Annotated in this window: 20 protein-coding genes; 8 read left to right on the top strand and 12 right to left on the bottom strand. The window is 64.1% G+C overall.

Annotation, left to right across the window (positions count from 1 at the left end):
• Positions 1–43: 43 nt before the first annotated feature.
• The 6 genes from HV670_RS06795 to HV670_RS06770 all read right to left on the bottom strand — a co-directional run bounded on the left by HV670_RS06795 (position 44) and on the right by HV670_RS06770 (position 8,534).
• Positions 44–1,477, bottom strand: a complete 1,434-nt coding sequence (locus HV670_RS06795; RefSeq protein WP_175103986.1) for an FAD-binding oxidoreductase — start codon at positions 1,475–1,477, stop codon at positions 44–46.
• Positions 1,478–1,788: 311 nt separating this feature from the next.
• Complete coding sequence (locus tag HV670_RS06790; RefSeq protein ID WP_175104093.1) at positions 1,789–3,546, bottom strand: GMC family oxidoreductase; 1,758 nt, start codon at positions 3,544–3,546, stop codon at positions 1,789–1,791.
• A 64-nt stretch (positions 3,547–3,610) separates the two neighbouring features.
• Entirely contained in the window at positions 3,611–4,762 is a 1,152-nt protein-coding gene (locus tag HV670_RS06785) for an ABC transporter substrate-binding protein (protein WP_175103985.1), read from the bottom strand.
• 59 nt (positions 4,763–4,821) lie between these two features.
• Positions 4,822–5,811, bottom strand: a complete 990-nt coding sequence (locus tag HV670_RS06780; RefSeq protein WP_175103984.1) for an ABC transporter permease — start codon at positions 5,809–5,811, stop codon at positions 4,822–4,824.
• Positions 5,808–6,809, bottom strand: a complete 1,002-nt coding sequence (locus tag HV670_RS06775) for an ABC transporter permease (protein ID WP_217478377.1) — start codon at positions 6,807–6,809, stop codon at positions 5,808–5,810. Before HV670_RS06775 ends, HV670_RS06780 begins: the two co-directional genes overlap by 4 nt.
• Before the next feature lie 168 nt (positions 6,810–6,977).
• The gene (locus HV670_RS06770; protein WP_217478376.1) at positions 6,978–8,534 is read right to left on the bottom strand and encodes a sugar ABC transporter ATP-binding protein; all 1,557 of its coding nucleotides are present in this window, start codon (positions 8,532–8,534) and stop codon (positions 6,978–6,980) included.
• A gap of 209 nt (positions 8,535–8,743) precedes the next feature.
• Between HV670_RS06770 and HV670_RS06765 the strand changes: the two genes are divergently transcribed.
• The 5 genes from HV670_RS06765 (at position 8,744) to HV670_RS06745 (ending at position 14,450) form a co-directional block, all read left to right on the top strand.
• Entirely contained in the window at positions 8,744–9,592 is an 849-nt protein-coding gene (locus HV670_RS06765; protein WP_175103983.1) for a TetR/AcrR family transcriptional regulator, read from the top strand.
• 217 nt (positions 9,593–9,809) lie between these two features.
• Positions 9,810–10,985, top strand: coding sequence for a Gfo/Idh/MocA family protein (locus HV670_RS06760; protein ID WP_175103982.1), 1,176 nt, complete (start codon positions 9,810–9,812; stop codon positions 10,983–10,985).
• Entirely contained in the window at positions 10,982–12,211 is a 1,230-nt protein-coding gene (locus tag HV670_RS06755; RefSeq protein WP_175103981.1) for a dihydrodipicolinate synthase family protein, read from the top strand. Before HV670_RS06760 ends, HV670_RS06755 begins: the two co-directional genes overlap by 4 nt.
• Before the next feature lie 27 nt (positions 12,212–12,238).
• Complete coding sequence (locus HV670_RS06750; RefSeq protein WP_175103980.1) at positions 12,239–13,063, top strand: sugar phosphate isomerase/epimerase family protein; 825 nt, start codon at positions 12,239–12,241, stop codon at positions 13,061–13,063.
• Between the two features lie 25 nt (positions 13,064–13,088).
• The gene (locus HV670_RS06745) at positions 13,089–14,450 is read left to right on the top strand and encodes an NAD-dependent succinate-semialdehyde dehydrogenase (RefSeq protein WP_175103979.1); all 1,362 of its coding nucleotides are present in this window, start codon (positions 13,089–13,091) and stop codon (positions 14,448–14,450) included.
• Positions 14,451–14,488: 38 nt separating this feature from the next.
• Here the strand turns inward: HV670_RS06745 and HV670_RS06740 are convergent, their stop codons facing one another.
• The 5 genes from HV670_RS06740 to HV670_RS06720 form a co-directional block, all read right to left on the bottom strand.
• Positions 14,489–14,965, bottom strand: coding sequence for a GDP-mannose mannosyl hydrolase (locus tag HV670_RS06740; RefSeq protein WP_175103978.1), 477 nt, complete (start codon positions 14,963–14,965; stop codon positions 14,489–14,491).
• Between the two features lie 48 nt (positions 14,966–15,013).
• Positions 15,014–16,510 carry a mannose-1-phosphate guanylyltransferase/mannose-6-phosphate isomerase gene (locus HV670_RS06735; protein ID WP_175103977.1) on the bottom strand — a complete coding sequence of 499 codons (1,497 nt, stop codon included), beginning with the start codon at positions 16,508–16,510 and terminating at the stop codon, positions 15,014–15,016.
• Between the two features lies 1 nt (position 16,511).
• A complete protein-coding gene (locus tag HV670_RS06730) occupies positions 16,512–16,694 on the bottom strand; it encodes a hypothetical protein (protein WP_175103975.1) in 183 nt (60 codons plus the stop codon).
• A 62-nt stretch (positions 16,695–16,756) separates the two neighbouring features.
• Positions 16,757–18,160, bottom strand: coding sequence for a UDP-glucose dehydrogenase family protein (locus HV670_RS06725; RefSeq protein WP_175103973.1), 1,404 nt, complete (start codon positions 18,158–18,160; stop codon positions 16,757–16,759).
• A 34-nt stretch (positions 18,161–18,194) separates the two neighbouring features.
• On the bottom strand, positions 18,195–19,475 hold the full coding sequence (locus HV670_RS06720; RefSeq protein ID WP_175103971.1) for a glycosyltransferase WbuB: 1,281 nt from the start codon (positions 19,473–19,475) through the stop codon (positions 18,195–18,197).
• A gap of 244 nt (positions 19,476–19,719) precedes the next feature.
• Here HV670_RS06720 and gmd point away from each other — a divergent pair, with 244 nt between their 5' ends.
• Genes gmd through HV670_RS06705 form a run of 3 tightly spaced genes read left to right on the top strand, consistent with a single transcriptional unit; the run spans position 19,720 to position 22,499 of the window.
• The gene (gmd, locus tag HV670_RS06715; protein ID WP_175103969.1) at positions 19,720–20,832 is read left to right on the top strand and encodes a GDP-mannose 4,6-dehydratase; all 1,113 of its coding nucleotides are present in this window, start codon (positions 19,720–19,722) and stop codon (positions 20,830–20,832) included.
• A 3-nt stretch (positions 20,833–20,835) separates the two neighbouring features.
• A complete protein-coding gene (locus HV670_RS06710; protein ID WP_175103967.1) occupies positions 20,836–21,813 on the top strand; it encodes a GDP-L-fucose synthase family protein in 978 nt (325 codons plus the stop codon).
• Between the two features lie 35 nt (positions 21,814–21,848).
• Positions 21,849–22,499 carry a putative colanic acid biosynthesis acetyltransferase gene (locus HV670_RS06705; protein ID WP_343054344.1) on the top strand — a complete coding sequence of 217 codons (651 nt, stop codon included), beginning with the start codon at positions 21,849–21,851 and terminating at the stop codon, positions 22,497–22,499.
• Positions 22,500–22,625: 126 nt separating this feature from the next.
• Here HV670_RS06705 and HV670_RS06700 read toward each other — a convergent pair whose 3' ends face one another.
• Positions 22,626–23,195 (bottom strand): hypothetical protein, encoded by a 570-nt coding sequence (locus HV670_RS06700; RefSeq protein ID WP_175103965.1) that lies wholly within the window; start codon positions 23,193–23,195, stop codon positions 22,626–22,628.
• Positions 23,196–23,198: the final 3 nt, after the last annotated feature.

The raw sequence follows: 23,198 nt of genomic DNA, 5'->3' as shown, positions 1-23,198 counted from the left end.
TTGTCGGGGTTCGGCACGCCACCGCGCCCGAACCCCTCTTCGTCTAAGCCGACGGCCTGATGTTCTGATTGTGCCGAAACAGGTTCTGCGGATCGTACTGCGTCTTCACGCGGGCCAGCCGCTCATAGTTCGGACCATATGCGGCCTTGACGCGATCGCCTTCGTCCTGCGTAAGAAAATTTACATACACACTGCCTTGCGCAAAAGGTGTTGCTGCATCGAACAGTTGGCGGGCCCACGCCGTGCACTTGTCGTCATCCGAAGCGTCGGTCCAGCGCCCATGAAGGTTCATGATGAAGTTCGAGTCGCGATTGGAATAGGCGGTCGCATCCGCTGCGACCCGATTGGTCTGTCCGCCCATCTGGCCGATGAAAATCTCCGTCTGAGGCGAAGGCAGCATGCCGGCAAAGCGGATCAGGACATCGAACAGCCCATCCTTCAGATCGATGAAGTTGTGTGACTTCCAGTAGTTTCGCTGGCCAGGTGTGAGCAGCGGATCGAAGGCCTTTTGCCACGCCACAAAAGGCATCGGACCGAGATGCTCGCCATACGGGGTGCCACAGTGGCGCAACGGTTCGATTGCTCGCGTAGCACCTTCTGCGGGTCCAACGTAACAGGCCGCGAGGACGATGACAGGTTTGCCGTGCACCTCAGCGGGAAGGAAGGGCAGTGGCGGCGCGGGACGCATCACGACCCAGACGGTCATGTCATCGGACATATTCGCCGTAAGTTCGCGATATTTGCCGAGCACGTCCTTGGCCTGCTCGAGCGGGTAGACAACGAGCCCACCGACGATTTCCGGCCCGACCGAGTGAAGTTGAAATTCGAACAGCGTGACGACGCCGAAATTCCCGCCGCCGCCACGGATTGCCCAGAACAGATCCGCGTGCTCGCCGGCGGCACTCACTCGCAGCCAATTGCCATCTGCTGTAATGATTTCCGCGCTAACGAGATTATCGACTGTCGTGCCGAATTTGCGGCTGATCCACCCGAAGCCGCCGCCGAGGGTCAGTCCCGCGACACCGGTCGTGGAGTTGATGCCGAGCGGCGTGGCGAGACCGAAGGCTTGTGCTTCATGATCGAAGTCGGCGAGCGTCGCACCGGGCTCGACAAAGGCGCGCTTCGTTGCGGGATTGATCCTCACGGATTTCATCTGCGAGAGATCGACCACCAGGCCGTCATTGCATACCCCGCTGCCCGCGATGTTGTGACCGCCACCGCGCACTGCCAGCAACAAACCGTTGTCACGGGCGAATGCGACTGCTGCGATGACGTCCGCGGTACCCGCGCAGCGCACGATAACGGCAGGCCGCCGGTCGATCGTCGCATTCCATACGCGGCGCGCCTCGTCGAAGCCGGGATCTTTCGGCTTCAAGACCGCACCTCTTATTTTCGCCTTCAGAGCGTCGATTGCCTCGTTTGTCACGCTGGCTTTGGCTTTCAGAGCGTCGGTTGCCTCGTTTGTCACGCTGCCCATGGGACACCTCATCATTGCTAGGGATGGTGTATCGACACGATCCGGCGGACGGCAGGACTCGTATCGATGCGTTGGCCTGTCCCACATCGCCAAGATCGATCGACACTACAGAGGATACCGAATGGACAGGAAGATTCGGATGGGAAGGAAGCGCCGGGATACTCACCTTAGACCATTAAAGGTCAGCCTTCCAGGAACACAAACTATTGTTGATACGCGGCGAGGCCGCCGAGTTTGAGTGAACTAGCTAAAACGTTGCCAAGATCCGGTGACCGCTTCGACAAAATATGCCGAGGCGGCCCCACACACATTCAATGAGCCGCTTCCTCCTTGATCAGATCTGCGATCCGTTCGGTCAGCATGAGCGTGGGCATATTGGTGTTCGCGCGCGGGATGCTCGGCATGATCGACGAGTCGCAGACGCGCAGCCCGGCTACGCCATGCACGCGACCGGCGCCGTCGGTGACGGCCATCGGATCGCCTGCCGCGCCCATCTTGCAAGTGCCGGACGCATGCCAGACGCCGGCGACCGAATTGCCGATGAATTCGTGCAGCTTCGCATCATCGGCGAGCAGCTCGTCGACGCGCAGTCCGAGTGTGATCACCTGATGCACCAGCGAGTCGCGCAAGCCGCCCGCGTGGTCGAGCATCTTGCCGAACAGGTTCATCTGCAGCGCGTTGAACGCACCTGGCGCGGAAACCTTGCGTACGCGCTCCGAATAGCTGGTCGGAAATACCGACCCGCGAACGCCGTCGAGCAGGGGATCGCGCAGAATGCCGGCCGCCAAGCGGAAACCCTGCTTCAGCCGCTCGAAATCGCGCGGATCGGAGAGCAGCCGAAAGTCGACTGCCGGCTCCGCGCGATAGTCGGACGAACGCAGCGACACGCTGCCGCGCGAGTACGACTTGTTGACCCAGATCAACAAGGTCCCCATCCGTTGACCTACCGCATGCCATGCGGTGCGCCCGATCATGGCGATATGCATATCGCCTGCTGGCGCGTCTCCGAGCTTCGATGAATAGCGCAGCAATGCCTGGTCGTGATGCTCGCGCAGATCGCGAATCCGCGAGGCGGGCGGCAGGTAGGTCGAGACCGCGGTCAGCGGATGTTCCATGAGGTTCTGCCCGACACCACGTAGATTCACGTGAACCGGGATGTCGAGCTTCGCGAGAGCGGCTGCGGGACCGATGCCGCTGCGCATCAGCAATGTCGACGAATGAATGCCGCCGCAGCAGACGATGGTCTGAGCGGCGAGCTGGCGGTCGGGGCGCGTGCCTGCTCCATTGACACCATCGCCCGCATGGCTTCCCGCATCGGCAATGCTTTCGGCAGTCGGCACCAGCGAAGCCCCGACTACGCGTGCACCCTCGAACAGCAGCACACCCGCCTGCGTATCGGTGATGATCCTCAGGTTAGGCCGCCGCCGCACCTCCGGCGTCAGATAGGCGATCGAAGCGGGAATCCGCTCGCCATCGTCGGTTGTCGCGATCGCGGCGGGGAAGACGCCGTCGGTCCATTCGCCATTCTGGTCGGCGTGCAAGTGATATCCGCGCGTGACGAGCGACTTGCAGACTGCCGCGATGAACGGCGAGGTCCGCTCGGGATGGTGGCGCCGCACGGGAATCGGCCCACTGCGGCCGTGATAGCCATCATCAAAGTCGCAGTCGCGCTCGAGTTTCCGGAAATACTTGAGCGCGACTTCCCCGTTCCAGCCTTCAGCACCGAGCGTGCCCCATTCGTCATAGTCGCCGGGTGCGCCGCGGTTCGCGACCATCGCATTGATGGCCGAACCGCCGCCGAGTACACGCGCCTGTTCATAGCGGCGCGGGGTCCGGTTGGGCTCGCGGGTGGGTGCGCCGCTGACGGTGACGCTCAGATCGGTCCAGAGATTCTGCGCATCGAGATAAGCAAGACCCGGATAGCGCGTGCGGATCGTGTCGGCCATCGCGTCGGAGCGCAGGTCGCGCCCCGCTTCGACGAGCACCACGGTCTTGCCCGGGTCTTCCGAGAGGCGGGCCGCGAGCGCGCAGCCCGCCGTGCCGCCGCCGAGGATCAGATAGTCAGTCATCGTGTTCGTGTGCCGCATGCTGGCCTCGATGATTCGCGTGTGCCGGGTTTGCCGGATCTGCCCATTACTTACCGCCCCAGCGTTGCGGATAACCCGGCATCGTCTCGCAACCGCAGGTCGCGTAGTGCAGTGGCGGCATCTTGTCGTTCACGTATTGCGAGAGGTTCTTCTCAGTGATCGCGGGCTGCGGCAGCGTCCAGACGGGGCCCGGCACCGGTTCGCCCTTGACGATCGACAGCGCGGCGATCAACGCGGTACGCCACTGGTAAGCCGGATAGGTCGGCGCGATGCCTTTGAATCCTTCTTTCTTCCACGCCTGCAGATAGTCCTCCTGGTCCTCGCCGGTGATCACGGGATAGGGCAGGCCCGCATCCTCGAAGGCCTCGGCGACGGCAACGGACATCGCGCCGAAGTCGACCCAGACCGCATCGATCTTGCCCACCCGGCTCAGATAGTCGGCGACCACGGCTTTGCTCTTGGCGCGATCAGCCCCCGTGAATTCGACGCCGATCGGCGTGATGCCGGCCTCGTTGAAGACGCGCTTGGCCGCCGACCAGCGGGTTTCAAAGACGTCGATACCCGGCGCGGTACGCAATACGAGCACCTTGCCGTCCTTCGGCACGTTCGCTGCGACGAACTTCGCCCCGACCATGCCCCATGCGTAACCGCCGATGGTACGCACGGCAGTGACCGGGCAGTTCGTGTCGACGAAGCGGTCGAAGGTCACGACGGGGAGCTTTTTGCAGGCTTCCTCGACGACCGGCGTCAGCGCGGCCGTCGTGTTCGGCGAAACGATCAGCACGTCGCATTTGCCGCTGTTGACGAAGGAGCGGATATCGGAGATCTGCTTGTCGTCCTTGCCCTGCGCATCGGCGTAGTCGAAGCTTGCGATCTCCTGCTTGTGGAGGTCGCGTTCAGCTTGCATGGTGGTCCAGCCGACCACACGCCACGGATTGTTGGTGCTCGCGTTCGAGAAGCACACGTGGGCCGGGCCGGCTTTCTTGTAGTGGGTCGTGTCGACCTTGCCGCCGCCGATCTGCTGGAGCCACGGCTGGTTCGCCGGACCCTGCGGGGTCTCGGTCATCATCTTCGCCTCGGCGTCGTATTCCTTCTGGTCGTCGAAACCGGCAGCCTGTGCCACGAGCGAATGCGTGACGACGAAGGCGACGGCCATGCCGCCTTGCATCGCGAGTTTGAGCCATGTCGGGAACTTCATAGTCTCCTCCTTGTTGACTTCAGTGTGTTCGGCGACGGTCCGAAGGACGATCGCGATGATCAGATACGGCGTGCATGACGCCGCGCGCTGACTGCCGCGGCGCCGATCAGGATCAGGCCCTGCACGGCGACGCGCAGGGGTTCCGGAAAACCAACGAGATTGAGCAGCGTGAACAAGGCATAGAGCGTCAACGCGCCGATCGTCGCACCCGCGATCGAGCCGCTGCCGCCGAGCAGCACGACCCCGCCGACCACGGCTGCGGCGATTGCCTGCAATTCGAAGCCCGTGCCCGCATCGACGGACACGCCCGAGAATCCGCCGAGCAGAATGCCGGCCGTCACCGCCGACAAGGCGGACAGCACAAAGGCGGCGACGCGCACGCTGCGGACCGGCGCACCGGCAAGTTCGGCCGCGTTGGGGTTGTCACCGATCATGACGACCAGGCGTCCGAAATTGGTCCGGTGCAGCAGCCAGCCGCAGAGCGCGACGACCACGGCCAGCACGATCACGGCGATGGGCAGCGTCTGGATACCAGGCAAACCGCGCAGCACGCCCCGGCCGAGATAACGAAAGTTCGGCGGAAGATAACCCGACGGTGCACCGCCCGACCACATCATCGCGGCGCCTTTGACGGAGAGCAGGGTGCCGAGTGACGCGATGATCGAGGGCACCTTGAGCCGAGCGACGACAAGGCCGTTGAGCAGACCGACGGCGATGCCGATGACATAGACCAGCGCGATGGCTTGCCAGGTCAACGCGGGGTCGCCGTTGGCGATCATCGCACTGCCGATCACGGCGAGCGTGATCAGCGAGCCGATCGAGAGGTCGAAACCGCCCGTGATCAGCACGAAGGCCTGGCCGCAGGTCAGCACGATCAACGGCGCCGCGCGCTGAAGGAAGGCCATCATGCCGGCGGGGGTTCGATAGAGCGGACTGATCACGCAGATCGCGACGAGCAGCGCGAGCAGGACCAGGGCCGAAGGACTGATATGCCGCAACAGGGCGGCACGCCTGTGGCCGTCGAGGGTCGGGCGGGCAAGCGAGATCATGCGACATGTCCTTTGCTGCGGAAGGTATAGGCGCCGACCGCCAGGATCACGATCGCGCCACGCAGCACCTGACTGAGGAAAGCATCGATCTGCAGCATATTGAAGACCGCATCGAGCGTGGCGAACACGAAGACGCCCGCGATGGTGCCGGCGACGCCGCCGCGGCCGCCGGCGAGCAGCGTGCCGCCGATGACGACGACGGCGATCGAATCGAGGCCGTAACCGCCGTCGCGGCCGACCCATGGCGTACCGGCACCGAGCCAACTGGCGAGATAGAGGCCGCCGATACCGGCCATGAGGCTGGCGACCACATGGGCACCGACGATCACACGTTCGGTCCGGATGCCGGCGAGGCGTGCGCTGTTCGCATTGCCGCCGACCGTATAGAGTCGCGCGCCCGAGACGGTGCGCGTGAGCACGAAACCCGCGATGCTCAGCGCAACCGCGAGCAGCAGCACCGCAAACGGGATCTGCGCGATATTGCCGTAGGCGATGGTCTGGAACGATTTCGGCACGGCACCGCGCAGCTTGGTGAAGGCAACCGACAAGATGCCCTGCAGCACCATGCCCACGCCGAGTGTTGCGATCAGCGGACTGACGGACAGCCGCGTGACGAGCAGACCGTTGATGACGCCGACAAGGGCGGCGAGTGCGAGCGTCGCGATGACGCCGTAGACCATCGCGTTCGGATCTCCCTGCATCAAATATGACGCGATCACCGCGCAGACGCTGATCAGGTTCGCGACCGACAGGTCGATCGAACCCGCGAGGATCACGAAGTTCTGGCCGATCGCTACGAGGCCTAGTGCGACCATGCGTTGCAGCAGGCCCATCACGCCGCCAAACGATAGCTGTGCGTACTGTTCGGTATAGAGCGCGGCGGCCGCGTAGATCAGCGCAGAGACGCCGATCAGCGTGGCGGGTATCCAGAAGCCGCGCACGCGACGAACGTGGGCGGGCTTGAGGGCCATCGGGGCGCTGTTTGCAGGGGTGCTCATTACAGGGTTCCGTTGGTGCTCATCAGTGTCTCTAAGAAACCTCTGCCTTCAGGCCGGGGAGGAGGCGGTTTGGGTGTTGTTGCCGCCCTCCAGTTGTGCTGCTCATGCGGTGGCAGCTCGGTGGCGCAGGGGCGACGTATTTTTCTTGCCGGCTTTGGGCGAGCGAGCTCATTGCATGGCCTCCGGCTCGCCCAGGCTGTGGTGGCTTTGCAGCGCATGAGCGATCACGGTTTCTTCAGAGGCGCCCGCTGGCAAGTGGGCGACAAGCCGGCCGCCTGCCATGACGCAGATCCGGTCGCTCAGGCCGATGACCTCGGTGACGTCGGACGACACCATGAGCACGGCACCGCCGGCGTTGGCGTAGTCGCGCAGGATCCGGTAGACGGTGGCCTTCGCGACGACGTCGATGCCGCGCGTGGGTTCGCAGACGACCCAGAGCCTCGGCTGCCGTGCGAGCCAGCGCGCGATCACAACCTTCTGCTGGTTGCCGCCGGACAAGGCTTCGACCGGCAATCCGAAACTGGCCGCGCGCACGTCGACACGTTGCAGCATCGCATCGATTGCCCGGTGGCTTCGTGCGAGGCGGGTCGGGCTTGCGAACACCCCTGCCATCGCCCGCAAGGTCAGGGCGGCGTTGTCGCGCAAGGACTGCCGCAGGCCGAGCCCGTCGCGCTTGCGGTCGTCAGGCAGGTAGCCAATGCCGCGGCGCGTTGCTTCGCGCGCACTGCGCGGTGCGCCGCCGCCATCGACGAAGCGGACCGTGCCGCGTGTAAACGGTTCGACGCCGAAGATCGCGCGGGCGAGCGCGATCTTGCCCGAGCTCTCGAGCCCCGCAACGCCGACGATCTCACCCGCGTGAATGCCTAGATCGATCGCGTCGAGTTCGTCGTTGCCGGCCTGTTCAAGCACCATCACGGGTTCACCCGGCGGGGTCTGCGCGCGCGGGGGATAGAAGTCGCTGACATCACGCCCGACCATCAGCCGTACCACGGTGTCGACATCGGCCTCGGCCGCGGGAAGGACAGCCATGCGGCGGCCATCCTTGAGCACGGTGATCCGGTCGGCGATATCGAAGACCTCGGCCATCCGGTGTGAGATATAGAGCAACGCAACGCCCTTGCGCCGAAGTTCGTCGATGAGCTTGAACAGCTTGGCCGATTCGACGCTGTCGAGCGGCGCGGTCGGTTCATCGAGCACGAGGATCCGTGCATTCAGCGAGAGCGCCTTGGCGATTTCGACGACTTGCTGTTCGGCGATCGAGAGGCGGCCGCACTCGACATCGGGATCGATCGACGAGCCCACGCGCGCCAGCACGTCAAGCGTACGCACGCGCAGGGCGGCGCGATCGATCACGCCGCCGCGGCTCGGCTCGCGACCGACGAAGATATTCTCGGCGACGCTCCGGTAAGGCAGCAGGCTCAACTCCTGGTGAATGATGCCGATACCGGCTTCGCGCGCCTCGGCCGGATGCGCGAAACGCACGGCCTCGCCGTCAATCAGGATTTCACCGCGCTCGGGGGTGTAGACGCCGCTGAGCACTTTCATCAGGGTCGATTTGCCCGCGCCATTCTCGCCGCAGATCGCATGGATTTCGCCCGCGCCGCAACTCAGTGCGACATCATCGAGCACGACGACCGGGCCAAACGCCTTGCCGATGCCCCGCATCTCCAGCAGGGGCGGCGGAGGGTGGCTCTTCTCGACCGTGCTGCGCTCCAGGCTCAACATCAGGGTGTCTCCATTGCGATTGTCATGAATCGCATCTTGTGGTTTTTATAACCGTTTGGTTACATACTATACGTACGTTTTTCGGAACGTCAAGCGCTCGGAAATCCCGATATGCGAGAAGGCGGTGCAAACGGTTCGGCGCGCTATGCTGGTTCTCAGGAATGGCGTAGCCGATTACAGTTCGATACTTTTCCCCAGACCCAGGAACCATGGCAACACGTTCGCGAACGACCCGCGCCGCCGCACCCGCAGCCTCCGATACGACCACCCCGGCGGTGAGCGCGAAGGCAAATGCGGAGACAACTCCAGAGGCAGGCGCGCCCCCCGCAGCGCGCGCCGCGCGTGCGCCGCGCAAGACCGTTGGTAAGACCTCGGGCAAGACCGCGGATAAGACTGCGGGCAAGACCACGGACAAGACTCAAACCCCGGCGCCCCGCACGGCGGCCACGCGCGACCCCGAGCGCACCAGCGCGGCGATCCTGGCCGCGGCGGTCAAGGAGTTCAAGGAGCATGGCTACGGCGGTGCACGCATCGATGCGATCGCCAAGCGCGCGAACATCAACAAGCGCATGCTCTACCACTACTTCGGCGACAAGGACGCACTCTACCTGGCCGTTCTCGAAGGCGCCTATATGCAGATCCGCACGGCCGAGACACGGCTGCATCTTGCCGATCTCGACCCGGTCGAAGGGGTGCGCCAACTGGTGCTGTTCACTTGGCGCTACTACCAGGAACATCCCGAATTCCTGAGCCTGCTCGGCACGGAGAACCTGCTGAAGGCCAAGTTCCTCAAGCGTTCGGCACGGATCTTCGACCTCAACTCGCCGCTGCTCTCGATGCTGTCCGATCTGCTGCGGCGCGGGGAAGCCGCCGGACAGTTCAAGCCGGACCAGGATGCGCTCGACGTCTATCTGAGCATGGCCGGCATGAATTTCTTCTACCTCTCCAATCGCTATACGCTCACCACGACATTCCGCCGCGATCTCGGCGCCAAGGAAGAACTCGCGCGCTGGGGCGAGCACGTGGCCGAAGTGATCCTCGCCTATCTGAAGGCCTGAAAGCAGACCGGAATGCGGTCCCAGCGAGGCGCCGGATCAAGCGTGAAACGAAAGTCCTAGACCCTAGATCTGGAAAGTCCCATGCTTGACGCTCTCCGACACGTATGCTTTCATAGTAACTGTCTGGTTACATAAGACGATGCCTTAATCCAGTGGCGACCTCGCTTGCCACGAGCAGACAAGACAACAAGCAACTCATAAGTGGAGACACGGCAAGATGGCAACGCAACGACTGGGCCTGATCATGCACGGCGTGACAGGACGCATGGGCTACAACCAGCATCTGGTGCGCTCGATCTGCGCGATTCGCGCGCAAGGCGGCGTCTTGCTGCCCAATGGCGACCGAGTGATGCCCGACCCGATTCTGGTTGGCCGCGACGGCGAGAGGATCGCGCGCATCGCGCGCCAGCACGGCATCGAACGCACTACGACCGAGCTCGCGGCAGCGCTCGCGAATCCTGAAGACACGCTGTTCTTCGATGCGGGCTCGACGCAGATGCGCACGGCCTTGCTCACGCAGGCGATCGAAGCCGGCAAGCACATCTATTGCGAAAAGCCGATTGCCGAAACGCTCGACGATGCACTCAAGGTCGCGCGCCTTGCGCGCGAGCGTGGCGTGCGTAACGGTGTCGTGCAGGACAAGCTCGCCTTGCCAGGCCTGCGCAAGATCGAGATGCTGCGCGACTCGGGGTTCTTCGGCCGCATCCTGTCGGTGCGCATCGAGTTCGGATACTGGGTATTCGAAGGCGACTGGCAGGCTGCGCAGCGGCCGAGCTGGAACTATCGCAAGAAGGACGGCGGCGGCATCATCCTCGATATGTTGTGCCACTGGCGCTATGTGCTCGACAATCTGTTCGGCAAGGTCAAGGCGGTCAGTTGCCTGGGCGCGACGCATATTGCGCAGCGAGTCGACGAGAACGGCCAGACCTATGCGGCCGACGCCGACGATGCCGCCTATGCGACCTTTGAGCTCGAAGGCGGTGCGATCGCGCAGATCAATTCGTCGTGGACCACTCGCGTCAAGCGCGAGGACCTCGTGACGTTCCACGTCGACGGCACGCTCGGTTCGGCTGTCGCGGGACTCACGCGCTGCCATACCCAGCATCGTGTGAACACGCCGCGTCCGGTCTGGAATCCCGACCAGCCGCAGACCATGGATTTCGCGTCGCAGTGGGAGCCCGTACCGGACAACCAGGTCTATGACAACGGCTTCAAGATCCAGTGGGAAGACTTTATTCGCCACGTCGTGGCAGGCACGCCGTGGCGTTTCGATCTCATGGAAGGGGCGAAGGGCGTGCAGCTTGCCGAACTCGGTCTCAAGAGCTGGGCCGAACGTCGCTGGCTCGATGTGCCGAGCCTCGAAGCCGAGACTGCGGTGCGGAGTGCCGCATGAGTACGCAGTCGCTGATGCTGCCGTTCGACGATGGCCGGATCGAGCGTTATACGGTACGCAACGCGCCGCTGGAGATTCCTGCGACGCGCATCGGCGCGACGGACTCGGCAGGCGCAGGCAAGACGGCGGGGGTGGGGAAACCAGGTCCCGTCTTCAACCGCGTCGCCTATGCCGCGGCACACGTCGTGACCGATCCGCTCGCGAACATCGATCCCGCGTTGGACGTCGCAATCGACTGGGAACGCACGCTCGCGTTTCGTCACTACCTGTGGGATCTCGGTTTCGGCGTAGCAGAGGCGATGGATACCGCGCAGCGTGGCATGGGGCTGCGATGGACGCATGCGCGCGAGCTGATCCGGCATTCGCTCGAAGCGGCACAAGGGCGCCCCGGGGCGCTGATCGCCTGCGGCGCGGGAACGGACCATCTGGAGCCGGGCCCTGACGTAACGATCGATGACGTGATCCGCGCTTATGAAGAGCAGGTCGAGGCGATCGAGTCGCTCGGCGGCCAGATCATCCTGATGGCGAGTCGTGCGCTCGCCCAGGCCGCGCGGGGTCCCGAGGACTATGCGCGCGTCTATGGCCATATCCTCGGCCAGGTCCGGCAGCCGGTGATCCTGCACTGGCTCGGCGAGATGTTCGACCCCGCGCTTGAAGGGTACTGGGGGGGCGGCGATCACGACCGGGCAATGGATGTCTGCCTCAACATCATCGAGGCGCACACCGACAAGATCGACGGCATCAAAATTTCACTGCTGTCGAGCGACAAGGAGATCGCGATGCGCCGGCGCCTGCCGGCGAGCGTGAAGATGTACACGGGCGACGATTTCAACTACGCCGAACTCATTGCCGGGGACGAGGCAGGTTATTCGCATGCGCTGCTCGGCATCTTCGATGCAATCGCACCGGCGGCGGCGGCAGCGCTTGCGGATCTGGGAAACGGCGACGTCGCGGCGTTCCACCGGATACTCGCGCCGACCGTGCCTTTGTCGCGCCACATCTTCAAGTCGCCGACCCGCTTCTACAAGACCGGCGTCGTGTTCCTCGCCTATCTGAACGGACTTCAGGATCACTTCCAGATGGTCGGTGGCCAGCAGAGTGCACGCTCGCTTCCGCACTTCGCCGAGTTGTTCCGGCTCGCCGACACCGCCCGCGTGCTGCGTGACCCCGAGCTTGCCGCGACACGCATGCGCGCGCTGCTCACGGTCGGCGGCGTGGCCCAATAGCGTTCTGAAACCGGACTTCAAGACTCCATGCCTATCGAAGGTCTTTCCATTAATCTCGCTACCGTGCGCGAACAGTTCGATCTGGCGCAGGCCGTCGATGCCTGCATGGCGCAAGGTATTCACGCGATCGCGCCGTGGCGCGACCAGGTTGCGCATATCGGCCTGGCCGAAGCGGCGCGCATTGTCGAGTCGAATGCGCTGCGCGTGACGGGCCTGTGCCGGGGCGGTATGTTTCCGGCCTGCGATCCGGCGCGCCGCGAAGCGGCGATCGAAGACAACCGGCGCGCAGTCGACGAGGCCGCGGCACTGCATGCGGATTGTCTGGTGCTCGTGGTCGGCGGCTTGCCCGAAGGATCGCACGACATCCGCGCGGCGCGCGAAATGGTCGCCGAAGGTATCGCGAAGTTGTTGCCATATGCGAAAGCGAATGGTGTGCCGCTCGCGATCGAACCGCTGCACCCGATGTATGCGGCTGACCGCGCCTGCGTGAACACGCTCGAGCAAGCACTCGACATCTGCGAACTGCTCGGCGACGGGATCGGAGTGGCCGTCGATGTCTATCACACGTGGTGGGATCCGATGCTCGAACAACAGATCGCGCGTGCGGGTGCGGCGGGGCGCATTCTCGCCCATCACATCTGCGACTGGCTGGTGCCCACACGCGACCTGTTGTTCGACCGCGGCATGATGGGTGACGGCGTGATCGACCTGCGCGGGATCCGTGCGGCGATCGAAGCCGCAGGGTATCGCGGGCCGCAGGAAGTCGAGATTTTTTCTTCGCAGAACTGGTGGAAGCGTCCGGGCGACGAAGTCCTGTCGATATGTGTCGAACGCTTCAATACTGTTTGTTGATCGATACATAAGACAAGGAGACGTCATGAGTTTTCAGTCACGCAATCCGGCTACCGGCGAAGCGCTCGAGACCTATGCGGGGCATGATGTCGCTGCGATCGAGGCGCGCTTGGCCCGGTCGTGGTCGACCTGGCAGAGCTGGTCGCGCACCTCGCTCGAACAGCGCTCGGCCTTTCTGGTCCGGCTCGCCGGATTGCTCGAGCAGCGCGCGGAGCAATACGGCCGCCTGATCACGCTCGAGATGGGCAAGCCGCTCGCCGAAGCCATCGCTGAAGTCAAGAAGGCTGCGGCCGGTGCACGGCATTTCGCCGAGAAGGGTCCCGAATATCTGGCGCCGATGCCGATCGAGGGCCTCAATGCGCGTGTCGCCTATCAGTCGCTCGGACCCGTGTTCGCGGTGATGCCGTGGAACCTGCCGTTCTGGCAGGTGCTGCGGTTCTTCATCCCGACCGCGCTGGCCGGCAACACGGTGCTCGTCAAGCATGCGGAAACGGTGCAGGGCTGTGCGCAGGCACTCGAGCAACTGGTGCTCGACGCGGGCGGCCCCGAGGGCCTGTATCTGAATCTCGCCGTGAGGCGCGATGCCGTGGCGGCGATCATCGCCGATCCGCGCGTGGCCTGCGTGACAGTGACGGGCAGTGTCCAGGCGGGCCGCGCGGTAGCCGAGGCGGCGGGACAACACGGCAAGAAGGCGGTGCTCGAACTCGGCGGATCCGATCCGTTCGTGGTGTTCGACGATGCGGACTTCGACCGTGCGGTCCAGTGTGCCGTGACGTCGCGCTATTCGAACAATGCGCAGAGCTGTATCGCCGCGAAACGGATCTTTGTCGACGAGTCGATTGCAACGAAGTTCGAAAAGGCGTTTGTCGAGCGCACGGCGGCACTGCGCGTCGGCGATCCCCTGCAGGCCGACACGCAGCTCGGGCCGCTCGCGCGTGCGGACCTGCGCGACACGGTCCATGCGCAGGTGCAGGCGGCGCTCGAGCAGGGCGGCATCTTGCTTGCGGGCGGCACGATGCCCGGTGGTGCGGGGAATTTCTATCCGGCGACGGTGATCACGGGTCTCGCGCACGATGCGCCGATCGTGAGTGAAGAGATCTTCGGGCCGGTCGCGCTGTTGTTCACGTTCAAGACCGAACAGGAAGCGATCGATCTCGCGAATGCAACGGAATTCGGTCTGGGGGCGGCGGTATGGAGCAGCGATCCCGAACGGGCCAATCGCGTGGCCGGTGCAATCCAGGCGGGCGCCGTGTTCATTAACGATTTCGTGCGTTCCGATCCGCGCGCCCCATTCGGTGGCGTCAAGGGCTCGGGCTTTGGACGAGAACTCGGCGCGCTCGGCGCACGCGAGCTGACCAATGCGAAGCTCGTGTTCACCGGTGCGTAGCTGGCAAAGCGCGGGAGCACTCCGGTGCTCCTGCCGCGCTATGCCGCTACCGCTTCCGTCACGAAGTACGCGCGGCTGTTCTCGTGGACCGATTCGTCGAGCAGGATGTCCTCGGCGCTCGCCCAGCGATAGTCCGAATGCTGGTCGAGCGGCAGATGCGGGAGGCGCCGGGGCAAGCTGAAGCGATAACCGAGCACGACATAGTGCGTCGAAACGCCGTCTTTGCCGCTGAAGTTGTCGCCGTAGAAGTGCTCATAGACGCCGATCAGCTCTGCATCGGAACGCTGCGCGCTGTTCAGGCCCAATTCCTCGCGTGTGAGGCGCGCGAACGCATCGTCGAGACGCTCGTCTTTGCACACGCGGCCGCCCGGCACGAACCACGATCCCTGGGCGGGCCGGTTGACGCGCCGTCCGAGCAGGTAGTGGCCCTGCTCGTCATGAAGGATCAGGTCGAGCGCGATCAGTGGCGTGTTGGAGACGACCGTCAGGAATTCCGTATTGCCGAGCTTTGCCATCGAGGCTCCTTGTGGGGGAGGGGCGTCGGCCGCCCCGTCCCCGTCTTGTCACGATCGTCCGTAGGTGTCCTCGAAGCGCACGATATCGTCTTCGCCGAGGTAGGACCCCGACTGCACCTCGATCATCGCGAGCGGAGTCTTGCCCGGGTTCTCGAGCCGGTGAACTTCACCGAGCGGGATATAGGTCGACTGGTTCTCCGACAGCAGGAACGTCTCGGTGCCGCGCGTCACGCGTGCGGTGCCCTTGACGACGATCCAGTGTTCGGCGCGGTGATGGTGCATCTGGAGCGACAGCGTGCCCCCCGGCTTGACGACGATCCGCTTGACCTGGAAGTTCGTGTCGCTGTCGATCGAGTCGTAGTAGCCCCACGGACGGTAGACCTTGCGATGGTAGGTCGCCTCGGTGCCGGCCTCGCCGCGGATGCGCGCGACGACGGTCTTGATGTCCTGCACCGCGGACTTCTTCGCGACCAGCACCGCATCGGGCGTCTCGACGACCACCAGGTCATCGGTGCCCACGCAGGCGACCAGGCGGGATTCCGAGTGAGCGAAGGTGTTGCTCGACCCTTCGAGCATCACACGGCCGTGCGAGACGTTGCCGTTTTCATCCTTGGGCATGACGTCCCAGACCGCATCCCACGAGCCGACATCGGACCATCCCGCGTCGAGCGGCACGACCGCCGTCGGGAAGCCGGAATCCACATGCACGACACGCTCCATGACGGCGTAGTCGATCGACTGCGACGGGCAGGCATCGAAGCGCCGGGCATCGACACGCTGGAAGTCCGCATCGGCGGTCTTGCCGTCGAACGCATCGAGGCAGGCGGCATGGATCGCGGGTTCGTACTTTTCAATCGCGCTGAGCCAGACGGAGGCGCGCACCACGAACAGCCCGCTGTTCCACCAGTACTGGCCCGAAGCGAGATATTGCTCGGCGAGCTCGCGCTCGGGCTTTTCGACAAAGCCGTCGAGCCGATGGCCGCCGTGTTCGTCGAGTTCGGTGCCGACCTTGATGTAGCCGTAGCCGGTCTCGGCGCGCGTCGGGACGATCCCGAGCGCGACGATGCGGCCGTCGCCCGCATAACGGATCGCCGTCGACACGCTTGCCTGGAACGCCGACTGATCGGTGATCGCATGGTCGGCGGGCATCACGACCATGATCGCGTCCTCACCCTTCTCGGTCAGCGACAAGGCGGCCAGGGTCAGCGCCGGCGCGGTGTTACGTGCATCGGGCTCGAGCAGGATGCGCGCGCGGATACCCGCCTGGCGCATCTGTTCGGCGATCATGAAGCGATGCGCTTCACCGCAGATCACGATGCTCTCGGCCGCGAGCGGATGACTCGCGGCCAGGCCGTTCAGACGCTTGCCCGTCAGCTGGAGCAGCGAATCGTCGCCAAGCAGCCCGATCAACTGCTTCGGGAATTCCTTACGCGACAGCGGCCACAGACGCGTGCCCGAGCCCCCCGCGGGGATCACGGCATGGACCTGCAGATTGATATTGATCGCGTCGCTGCCCACTTCGAAAATCGAATGCCGGATGTTCATTTCAGTCGTCCCATTCGCTCATGCTGTTGAAGGTCGGCCACAGATTGAATGCCATCAGAAGCAGTGAGATGAGCAATGCGGCCAGCACGGTCGGCCCTGCGAACAGGGTCATCAGTGTATTGGGCAGAGTGCGCCGGTGTGCTGCCGGTGCGATGCCCCGCGTGTTGAGTATCATGGTGTCCATCGGGATATCGGGTGTCCGGACCCGCCGCCTCACGTGAGCGCGGCGGCCCAGGATCGACGCGCTCAGGCCTGTGCGATGCGCAGCTGCGCACGCCGGTTCGCGTGCTGAAGCGAGCGGCCGATCGTGTGATATTCGAAGCCGAGGTCCGCCATCACGGCAGGCTCGTACAGGTTGCGGCCGTCGAACACGATCGGCGCGTTGAGCGCAACCTTGAGCGCCGTGAAGTCCGGGCTCTTGAAGGCCTTCCACTCCGTGACGATCAGCAGGGCATCGGCACCCGGCAACGCATCGTGCTGGTTCTTGACGAAGGCGAGCCGCGAATGCGCGGCCGGGTCGTCCTTGAGATCGAGGGCGAACGCGCCGCGCGCCGCATCGATCGCGACGGGGTCATAGGCCTTGACCGAGGCGCCGCGCTGAAGCAGCGCAGCGATCAGCGTGCGGCTCGGCGCTTCGCGCATATCGTCGGTGTTCGGCTTGAACGCAAGACCCCAGACCGCGAACGAGCGTCCCGTGAGGTCTTCGCCGAAGCGGTGGGTGATCTTCTCGATCAGCACCTGTTTCTGCGCGTCGTTGACCGCTTCGACCGCATCGAGAATGCGCAGTGTGCGGCCGTATTCGGCACCGGTCTGAATCAGGGCGCGCACGTCTTTCGGGAAACACGAGCCACCGTAGCCGGCACCCGCATAGAGGAAGTCGTAGCCGATGCGCGGGTCCGAGCCGATGCCGCGACGCACGGCTTCGATATCGGCACCGACGCTGTCGGCGAGGTTCGCCAGTTCGTTCATGAACGAGATCCGCGTCGCAAGCATCGCGTTGGCCGCGTACTTGGTGAACTCGGCCGAGCGTACATCCATATGCAGCGTGCGGTCGTGATTGCGGTTGAACGGCGCGTAGAGGCGCTTCATCATGTCGCGCGCGCGCTGGCCCGCTTCGTCGGAATCGCTGCCGATCACGATCCGGTCGGGCCGCATGAAGTCGTCGACGGCCGCGCCTTCCTTGAGAAACTCGGGGTTCGAGACCACCGAGAACTCCTGACGCATACCGCGCCTGCCGAGTTCCTGGCTGATCGTATCGCGTACGTGCTGCGCGGTTCCGACCGGCACGGTCGACTTGTCGACGATGATCTTGAAGCCGTTCATATGCCGGCCGATATCACGCGCGGCGGCGAGCACGTAGTTGAGATCGGCCGAACCGTCTTCGCTCGGCGGCGTGCCCACGGCGATGAACTGGACATCGCCGTGCGCGATGCTCGCCACGACGTCGGTCGAGAAGGTCAGGCGCCCCGCGGCACGGCTGCGATCGATGATTTCCTTGAGACCCGGCTCGTGGATCGGCACGCCGCCGCTGTTGAGCACATCGATCTTGCGCGGATCGACATCGAGGCAAAACACATCATTGCCGATTTCCGCGAGACATGCGCCGGTGACGAGTCCGACATAGCCTGTGCCAACGATCGTGATCTTCATGGGATCCCTTGAGTGGAAGCTGTAAATCCGTGAATCAGAGGTCGCGCTGTTGCAGGTCGAGGGCGGTGGCCGCCGGTTCCGCGTCGGCGCAGCGTGCGCGCAGGGTCGATTCGAATTCACCGAGCACGCTCTCGCGCGACAGCGCCGCGAGGGCATACTCACGGCCCGCGCGGCCCAGGCGTTCGCGTCGTGCCGGATCGGCCGCGAGGGCGTCGATCGCGGCAATCAGCGGTTCGAGCGATTCGGGCGGTACGACGACGCCGCGCGGCGCGACCGTATTGAACAGTTCGGTGCCCTCATGGGCCATCGCGATCACGGCGCGGCCGCTCGCGAGCATGCCGGTCAGCTTCGATGGCATCACGAGGTCGGCCGCGTCGGCGCGTTGCGGCAAGACATGGATGTCGGCGAGATTGAGCAGTTCGTTGAGCTTGTCCATCGGCTGCAACGGGATGAAGCGGCAGTTCGGCAACTCGCCGCACATGGCGTTGAGTGCGATCTTGACCGGGCCTTCGCCGCAGAACACGAAGACGAGGTCGCGGCGTTCGGCGAGCGCGGCCGCGGCGGTCGCGAGCACTTCGAGCCCCTGCTTGGCGCCCATATTGCCCGAGTAGAGCACCACGGTCGCTTCGGCCGGAATCTCGAGTTCGGCCCTGAGCTGACTCCTCGATTGACCGCGCAGGTCGAGCGGATGAATCGCCGACGTATCGACCCAGTTCGCAAAGTGGACGACCTTGTCCTGCGGTACACCTTTCTTGAGCGCGTGTTCGACCATCTTCGCGGAGATCGTCGACACCGTATCGAAGCGGCGCAGCAGCTTGCGCTCGATCGCGAGGGCCATGCGCTTGCGCCATGTGCCTTTGAGCATGCCAAGCTTGAATGCCGCATCGACTTCATAGTCCTGTACGTGCAGCCACGCATGCGCACCGCTCAGGCGCGCAACGAGCCAGCCCGCAGGCGCGTTGAGAAGACTCGGGGCGATGCTGAGCACCGCGTTCGGGCGCCAGGCGAGATGGCGCAGCAGCACCGGAAAACTTGAGAGTGCGAAGCTTGCGAGATGCACGAGGCGGCGTGCACCCTTCGGGCGTGCAGGCACCCAGAGCGGTGCGCGCCAGATATGCACGCCCTCGCTGCGTTCTTTCGCATAGCGGGTCGAGGAGAAACCCGGCGCGACTTGCCAGGCGGGATAGTAGGGCGGTGCGCAGACCACGCGCACATCGTGGCCGGCAGCAGCAAGCGACGCGGCCATGTCGGCGGTGTAGCGACCGATCCCCGTGAGTTCCGGCGCGTAGTTGATGCCGTAGACAAGAATCTTCATGGGACCTCGCGATGTGTCGACGCAAGACGCATTGCGTATGAACTGCATCTTGCACGCGCGAAATCACCAGGACCCGCCAGGATATCGCCGTGTGCCGCCAATCGCGAAGCGTGGGTTTTCGAGCAGTTTCACGGCGCCAAACTACCGCTGCTATCCGCCAAAAAATTGAATGCGCTTGCCTTGTGTTTCCCTGGGAGGCTTTACTGTGACTACGTACTTTCACTTTTCACTTGCGAGATCTCCCATGTCGAAGACCGCGTTGATTACGGGTATTACGGGCCAGGACGGCTCGTACCTTGCAGAATTTCTCCTGTCCAAGGGCTATATCGTTCACGGTATCAAGCGGCGTACCTCGCTGTTCAATACGGAACGCATCGACCATCTGTACCAGGATCCGCAGGAACAGGACCGCCGCTTCATCCTGCACCACGGCGATATGACGGATTCGTCGAGCCTGATCCGCATCATCCAGGACGTGCAGCCCGACGAGATCTACAATCTCGCCGCGCAAAGCCACGTGGCCGTGTCGTTCGAGGAGCCCGAGTACACCGGCAATGCCGACGGCCTCGGCACGCTGCGCATCCTCGAGGCGATCCGCCTGCTCGGCCTGGCGAAGAAGACGCGCTTCTACCAGGCATCGACCTCAGAGCTGTACGGCAAGGTCCAGGAAATTCCGCAGACGGAAACCACGCCGTTCTATCCGCGCAGCCCGTATGCGGTCGCGAAGATGTATGCGTACTGGATGACGGTGAACTATCGCGAGGCTTACGGCATCTACGCGTGCAACGGCATCCTGTTCAACCACGAATCGCCGCTGCGTGGCGAGACCTTCGTCACGCGCAAGATCACACGCGCGCTTGCGCGGATCTCACTCGGCCTGCAGGACCGTCTCTACCTCGGCAATCTCGATTCACTGCGCGACTGGGGTCATGCACGCGACTATGTCGAGATGCAATGGCTGATGCTCCAGCAGGACAAGGCCGAAGACTTCGTGATCGCGACCGGCAAACAGCACAGCGTGCGTGAGTTCGTCGATCTCGCCGCGCGCCACGTCGGCATGGAAATCCGCTGGGAAGGCAAGGGCGACAAGGAACGCGGCATCATCTCGGACGTCGGTCTCGACCCGCGCGTCAAGGTCGGTGATGTCGTCGTCGAAGTCGATCCGCGCTACTACCGCCCGACCGAAGTCGAGACACTGCTCGGCGACCCGTCCAAGGCGAAGGAAAAGCTCGGCTGGGTCCCGCGCACGACCTTCGAACAACTCGTGCGCGAGATGATCATCAGCGACCTGACCGAAGCTCGCAAGGACACGCTGGTCCAGCAGCATGGCTTTCCCATTTTCGAACGCCAGGAGTAGACCATGGCTCAATCCAGGAAGAAGCGCGTCTTCGTCGCGGGCCATCGCGGCATGGTCGGCTCGGCGATCGTGCGCCGGCTCGAGGCCGACGGCGACGTGGACGTCGTCAAGCGCAGTTCGTCGGAGCTCGACCTGACCAACCAGTCGGCGGTCCGCGAGTTCTTCAGCGTGCAGCGTATCGACCATGTGTACCTGGCCGCGGCGCGCGTCGGCGGCATTCATGCGAACGATACCTATCCGGGCCAGTTCATCTACCGCAACCTGATGATCGAATCGAACGTGATTCACCAGGCCCTGCAGACCGGTATCGAACACCTGATGTTCCTCGGCTCCTCATGCATCTATCCCAAGCATGCGACCCAGCCGATCGTCGAGGAGGCCTTGTTGACGGGCCCGCTCGAGGAGACCAACGAGCCCTATGCACTCGCGAAGATCGCGGGCATCAAGCTGTGCGAGTCGTATAACCGCCAGTACGGGGTCGACTACCGGAGCCTGATGCCGACCAATCTCTACGGGCCCGGCGACAACTATCACCCGGTCAACAGCCATGTGATTCCCGCGCTGATCCGCCGCTTTCACGAGGCGAAGGAAAGCGGTGCGCCAAGCACGGCACTGTGGGGCACGGGGCAGGTGCGCCGCGAGTTCCTGCATGTCGACGATCTGGCGATGGCCTGCGTGCTGACGATGAATCTGCCGAAAGACGTCTACTACTCGGTGGCCACGCCGCGATGTTCGCATCTGAACGTCGGCTCGTCGACCGACTTCACTGTACTCGAAATCGCGCAGATGGTTGCGCGCGTGGTCGGCTTTACGGGCCGCATCGAGCACGATCTGTCGAAGCCGGACGGTACGCCGCGCAAGCTCATGAGCAGCGAGAAGCTCGCCTCGCTGGGCTGGGAACCGCGTATCGATCTCGAAGAGGGGCTGCTGGGCGCGTACGAGGCATTTCTCGAGGCCGAAGCGCTGGCCGTCGCGCTATGAGTCCACGGGGACAGGCGGTGGGCGTCGGAGGCGAGGTGTCTCAGCTGTCCGCGTGCCGCGACGCGTCGGCCATGCCGCAGCCGCCGGCGAGCGCCGATGTCGAGGCCATGACCGAGCACGGCCGCTACCAGGACCTGTCCCAGTTCAAGGTGCCGGCGGGCTTTCGCGGCCGGCCGGGCTGGTACGTCCAGCTCTGGTGGGTCGTGCAGGCGCTGCTGTTCCGGCCTTCGCCGCAGATCGCCTACGGCTGGCGGCGCATGCTGTTGCGCTGGTTCGGGGCGCAGGTCGGCGTCGGCGCGATCATCCGGCCGACGGTGCGGGTCACCTACCCGTGGAAGGTTGCGATCGGCGATCACGCGTGGATCGGCGACGAGGTGACGCTGTATTCGCTAGGCGAGATCGACATCGGCGCGCATTCCGTTGTCTCGCAGAAGTCGTACATCTGCGCGGGAGACCATGATTACCAGTCGGTCGAATTTGCGATTCGCGGGCGGCCCGTGCGGATCGGCACGCAAGTCTGGATTGCCTCGGATGTCTTCGTCGCGCCGGGTGTGACGATCGCCGATGGTGTCGTCGTCGGCGCGCGTAGCACGGTGCTGCGCTCCTTGCAGAAGGGATTCGTCTACGTCGGCAATCCGGCGCGTCCGGTCAAGTCGCGCAACGTGGGTGAGCTGCGCTCGGCTTGAGCCGGACAGCTCCATCGTGAACGGCTCCATGCGAGTCCGATGTATGGGGCCGCCTCATGGGACCTGGATGGCCGCTCCATGCACCGGCTCCTGTCGAGCTATCTTCACCACGTCCACTAAGAATGCCTATCTCGTGTCCGTCGCGCCGAATTGATAGTCATCGGTCGGCGCGACCTCGTCGCGTGATTTGTAGATCGAGCTCGCGTCGCGCCCGAGGTCTGCGGCGCCATAGTCATAGGCGTATTGACTGTGCGTCGAGGACGATCCCGCCGTGTCGTTGCTCGCGGGCTTGAGCTTGAATTTCGGCTTGGTCTGGCGTGAACCCGGCATGCCCGAACTCGTGCCCGCAAGCGATGAACTGGCATGACTCCCGGTCCCGCCGGCCATCCCCAAGCCGGCTCCCGCCGATGACCCCCCAAGGCCGCGCAGGCCTATGGAGTTCGAGGCATTCCCCGAACCCCCTCCCGACATGCCGGTCGAGCCGCCGAACCGGCTTCCCTGCGACGACAGTTCCATTGCGCTCGATGAGCCCATGCGGTGCGGCGACGAGCCGGAGATGCCGCTATTGCGGCTTTGGCCGAGCCCGGCGCTTTGCGCAAGCGCACTGCCGGGCACGAGCCATGCCGCTGCGAGCACCGCACAGACGAAGCAGGCAGGAAGAACAGGGAGTCGAGACTTGCACTTCAGGCGTTTCATGCT

Origin of the sequence: Pararobbsia alpina (assembly GCF_902859895.1) — a bacterium.
GTDB lineage: Bacteria > Pseudomonadota > Gammaproteobacteria > Burkholderiales > Burkholderiaceae > Pararobbsia > Pararobbsia alpina.
The sequence above is the reverse complement of the archived record's forward strand: the minus strand, read 5'-3'. Positions and strand labels throughout refer to the sequence as shown.

Bases quoted from the DNA above. Each gene is read 5' to 3' on its own strand.
- HV670_RS06795 (WP_175103986.1), bottom strand. From the start codon at position 1,477: ATGGGCAGCGTGACAAACGAGGCAACCGACGCTCTGAAAGCCAAAGCC.
- HV670_RS06790 (WP_175104093.1), bottom strand. From the start codon at position 3,546: ATGACTGACTATCTGATCCTCGGCGGCGGCACGGCGGGCTGCGCGCTC.
- HV670_RS06785 (WP_175103985.1), bottom strand. From the start codon at position 4,762: ATGAAGTTCCCGACATGGCTCAAACTCGCGATGCAAGGCGGCATGGCC.
- HV670_RS06780 (WP_175103984.1), bottom strand. From the start codon at position 5,811: ATGATCTCGCTTGCCCGCCCGACCCTCGACGGCCACAGGCGTGCCGCC.
- HV670_RS06775 (WP_217478377.1), bottom strand. From the start codon at position 6,809: ATGAGCACCCCTGCAAACAGCGCCCCGATGGCCCTCAAGCCCGCCCAC.
- HV670_RS06770 (WP_217478376.1), bottom strand. From the start codon at position 8,534: ATGTTGAGCCTGGAGCGCAGCACGGTCGAGAAGAGCCACCCTCCGCCG.
- HV670_RS06765 (WP_175103983.1), top strand. From the start codon at position 8,744: ATGGCAACACGTTCGCGAACGACCCGCGCCGCCGCACCCGCAGCCTCC.
- HV670_RS06760 (WP_175103982.1), top strand. From the start codon at position 9,810: ATGGCAACGCAACGACTGGGCCTGATCATGCACGGCGTGACAGGACGC.
- HV670_RS06755 (WP_175103981.1), top strand. From the start codon at position 10,982: ATGAGTACGCAGTCGCTGATGCTGCCGTTCGACGATGGCCGGATCGAG.
- HV670_RS06750 (WP_175103980.1), top strand. From the start codon at position 12,239: ATGCCTATCGAAGGTCTTTCCATTAATCTCGCTACCGTGCGCGAACAG.
- HV670_RS06745 (WP_175103979.1), top strand. From the start codon at position 13,089: ATGAGTTTTCAGTCACGCAATCCGGCTACCGGCGAAGCGCTCGAGACC.
- HV670_RS06740 (WP_175103978.1), bottom strand. From the start codon at position 14,965: ATGGCAAAGCTCGGCAATACGGAATTCCTGACGGTCGTCTCCAACACG.
- HV670_RS06735 (WP_175103977.1), bottom strand. From the start codon at position 16,510: ATGAACATCCGGCATTCGATTTTCGAAGTGGGCAGCGACGCGATCAAT.
- HV670_RS06730 (WP_175103975.1), bottom strand. From the start codon at position 16,694: ATGGACACCATGATACTCAACACGCGGGGCATCGCACCGGCAGCACAC.
- HV670_RS06725 (WP_175103973.1), bottom strand. From the start codon at position 18,160: ATGAAGATCACGATCGTTGGCACAGGCTATGTCGGACTCGTCACCGGC.
- HV670_RS06720 (WP_175103971.1), bottom strand. From the start codon at position 19,475: ATGAAGATTCTTGTCTACGGCATCAACTACGCGCCGGAACTCACGGGG.
- gmd (WP_175103969.1), top strand. From the start codon at position 19,720: ATGTCGAAGACCGCGTTGATTACGGGTATTACGGGCCAGGACGGCTCG.
- HV670_RS06710 (WP_175103967.1), top strand. From the start codon at position 20,836: ATGGCTCAATCCAGGAAGAAGCGCGTCTTCGTCGCGGGCCATCGCGGC.
- HV670_RS06700 (WP_175103965.1), bottom strand. From the start codon at position 23,195: ATGAAACGCCTGAAGTGCAAGTCTCGACTCCCTGTTCTTCCTGCCTGC.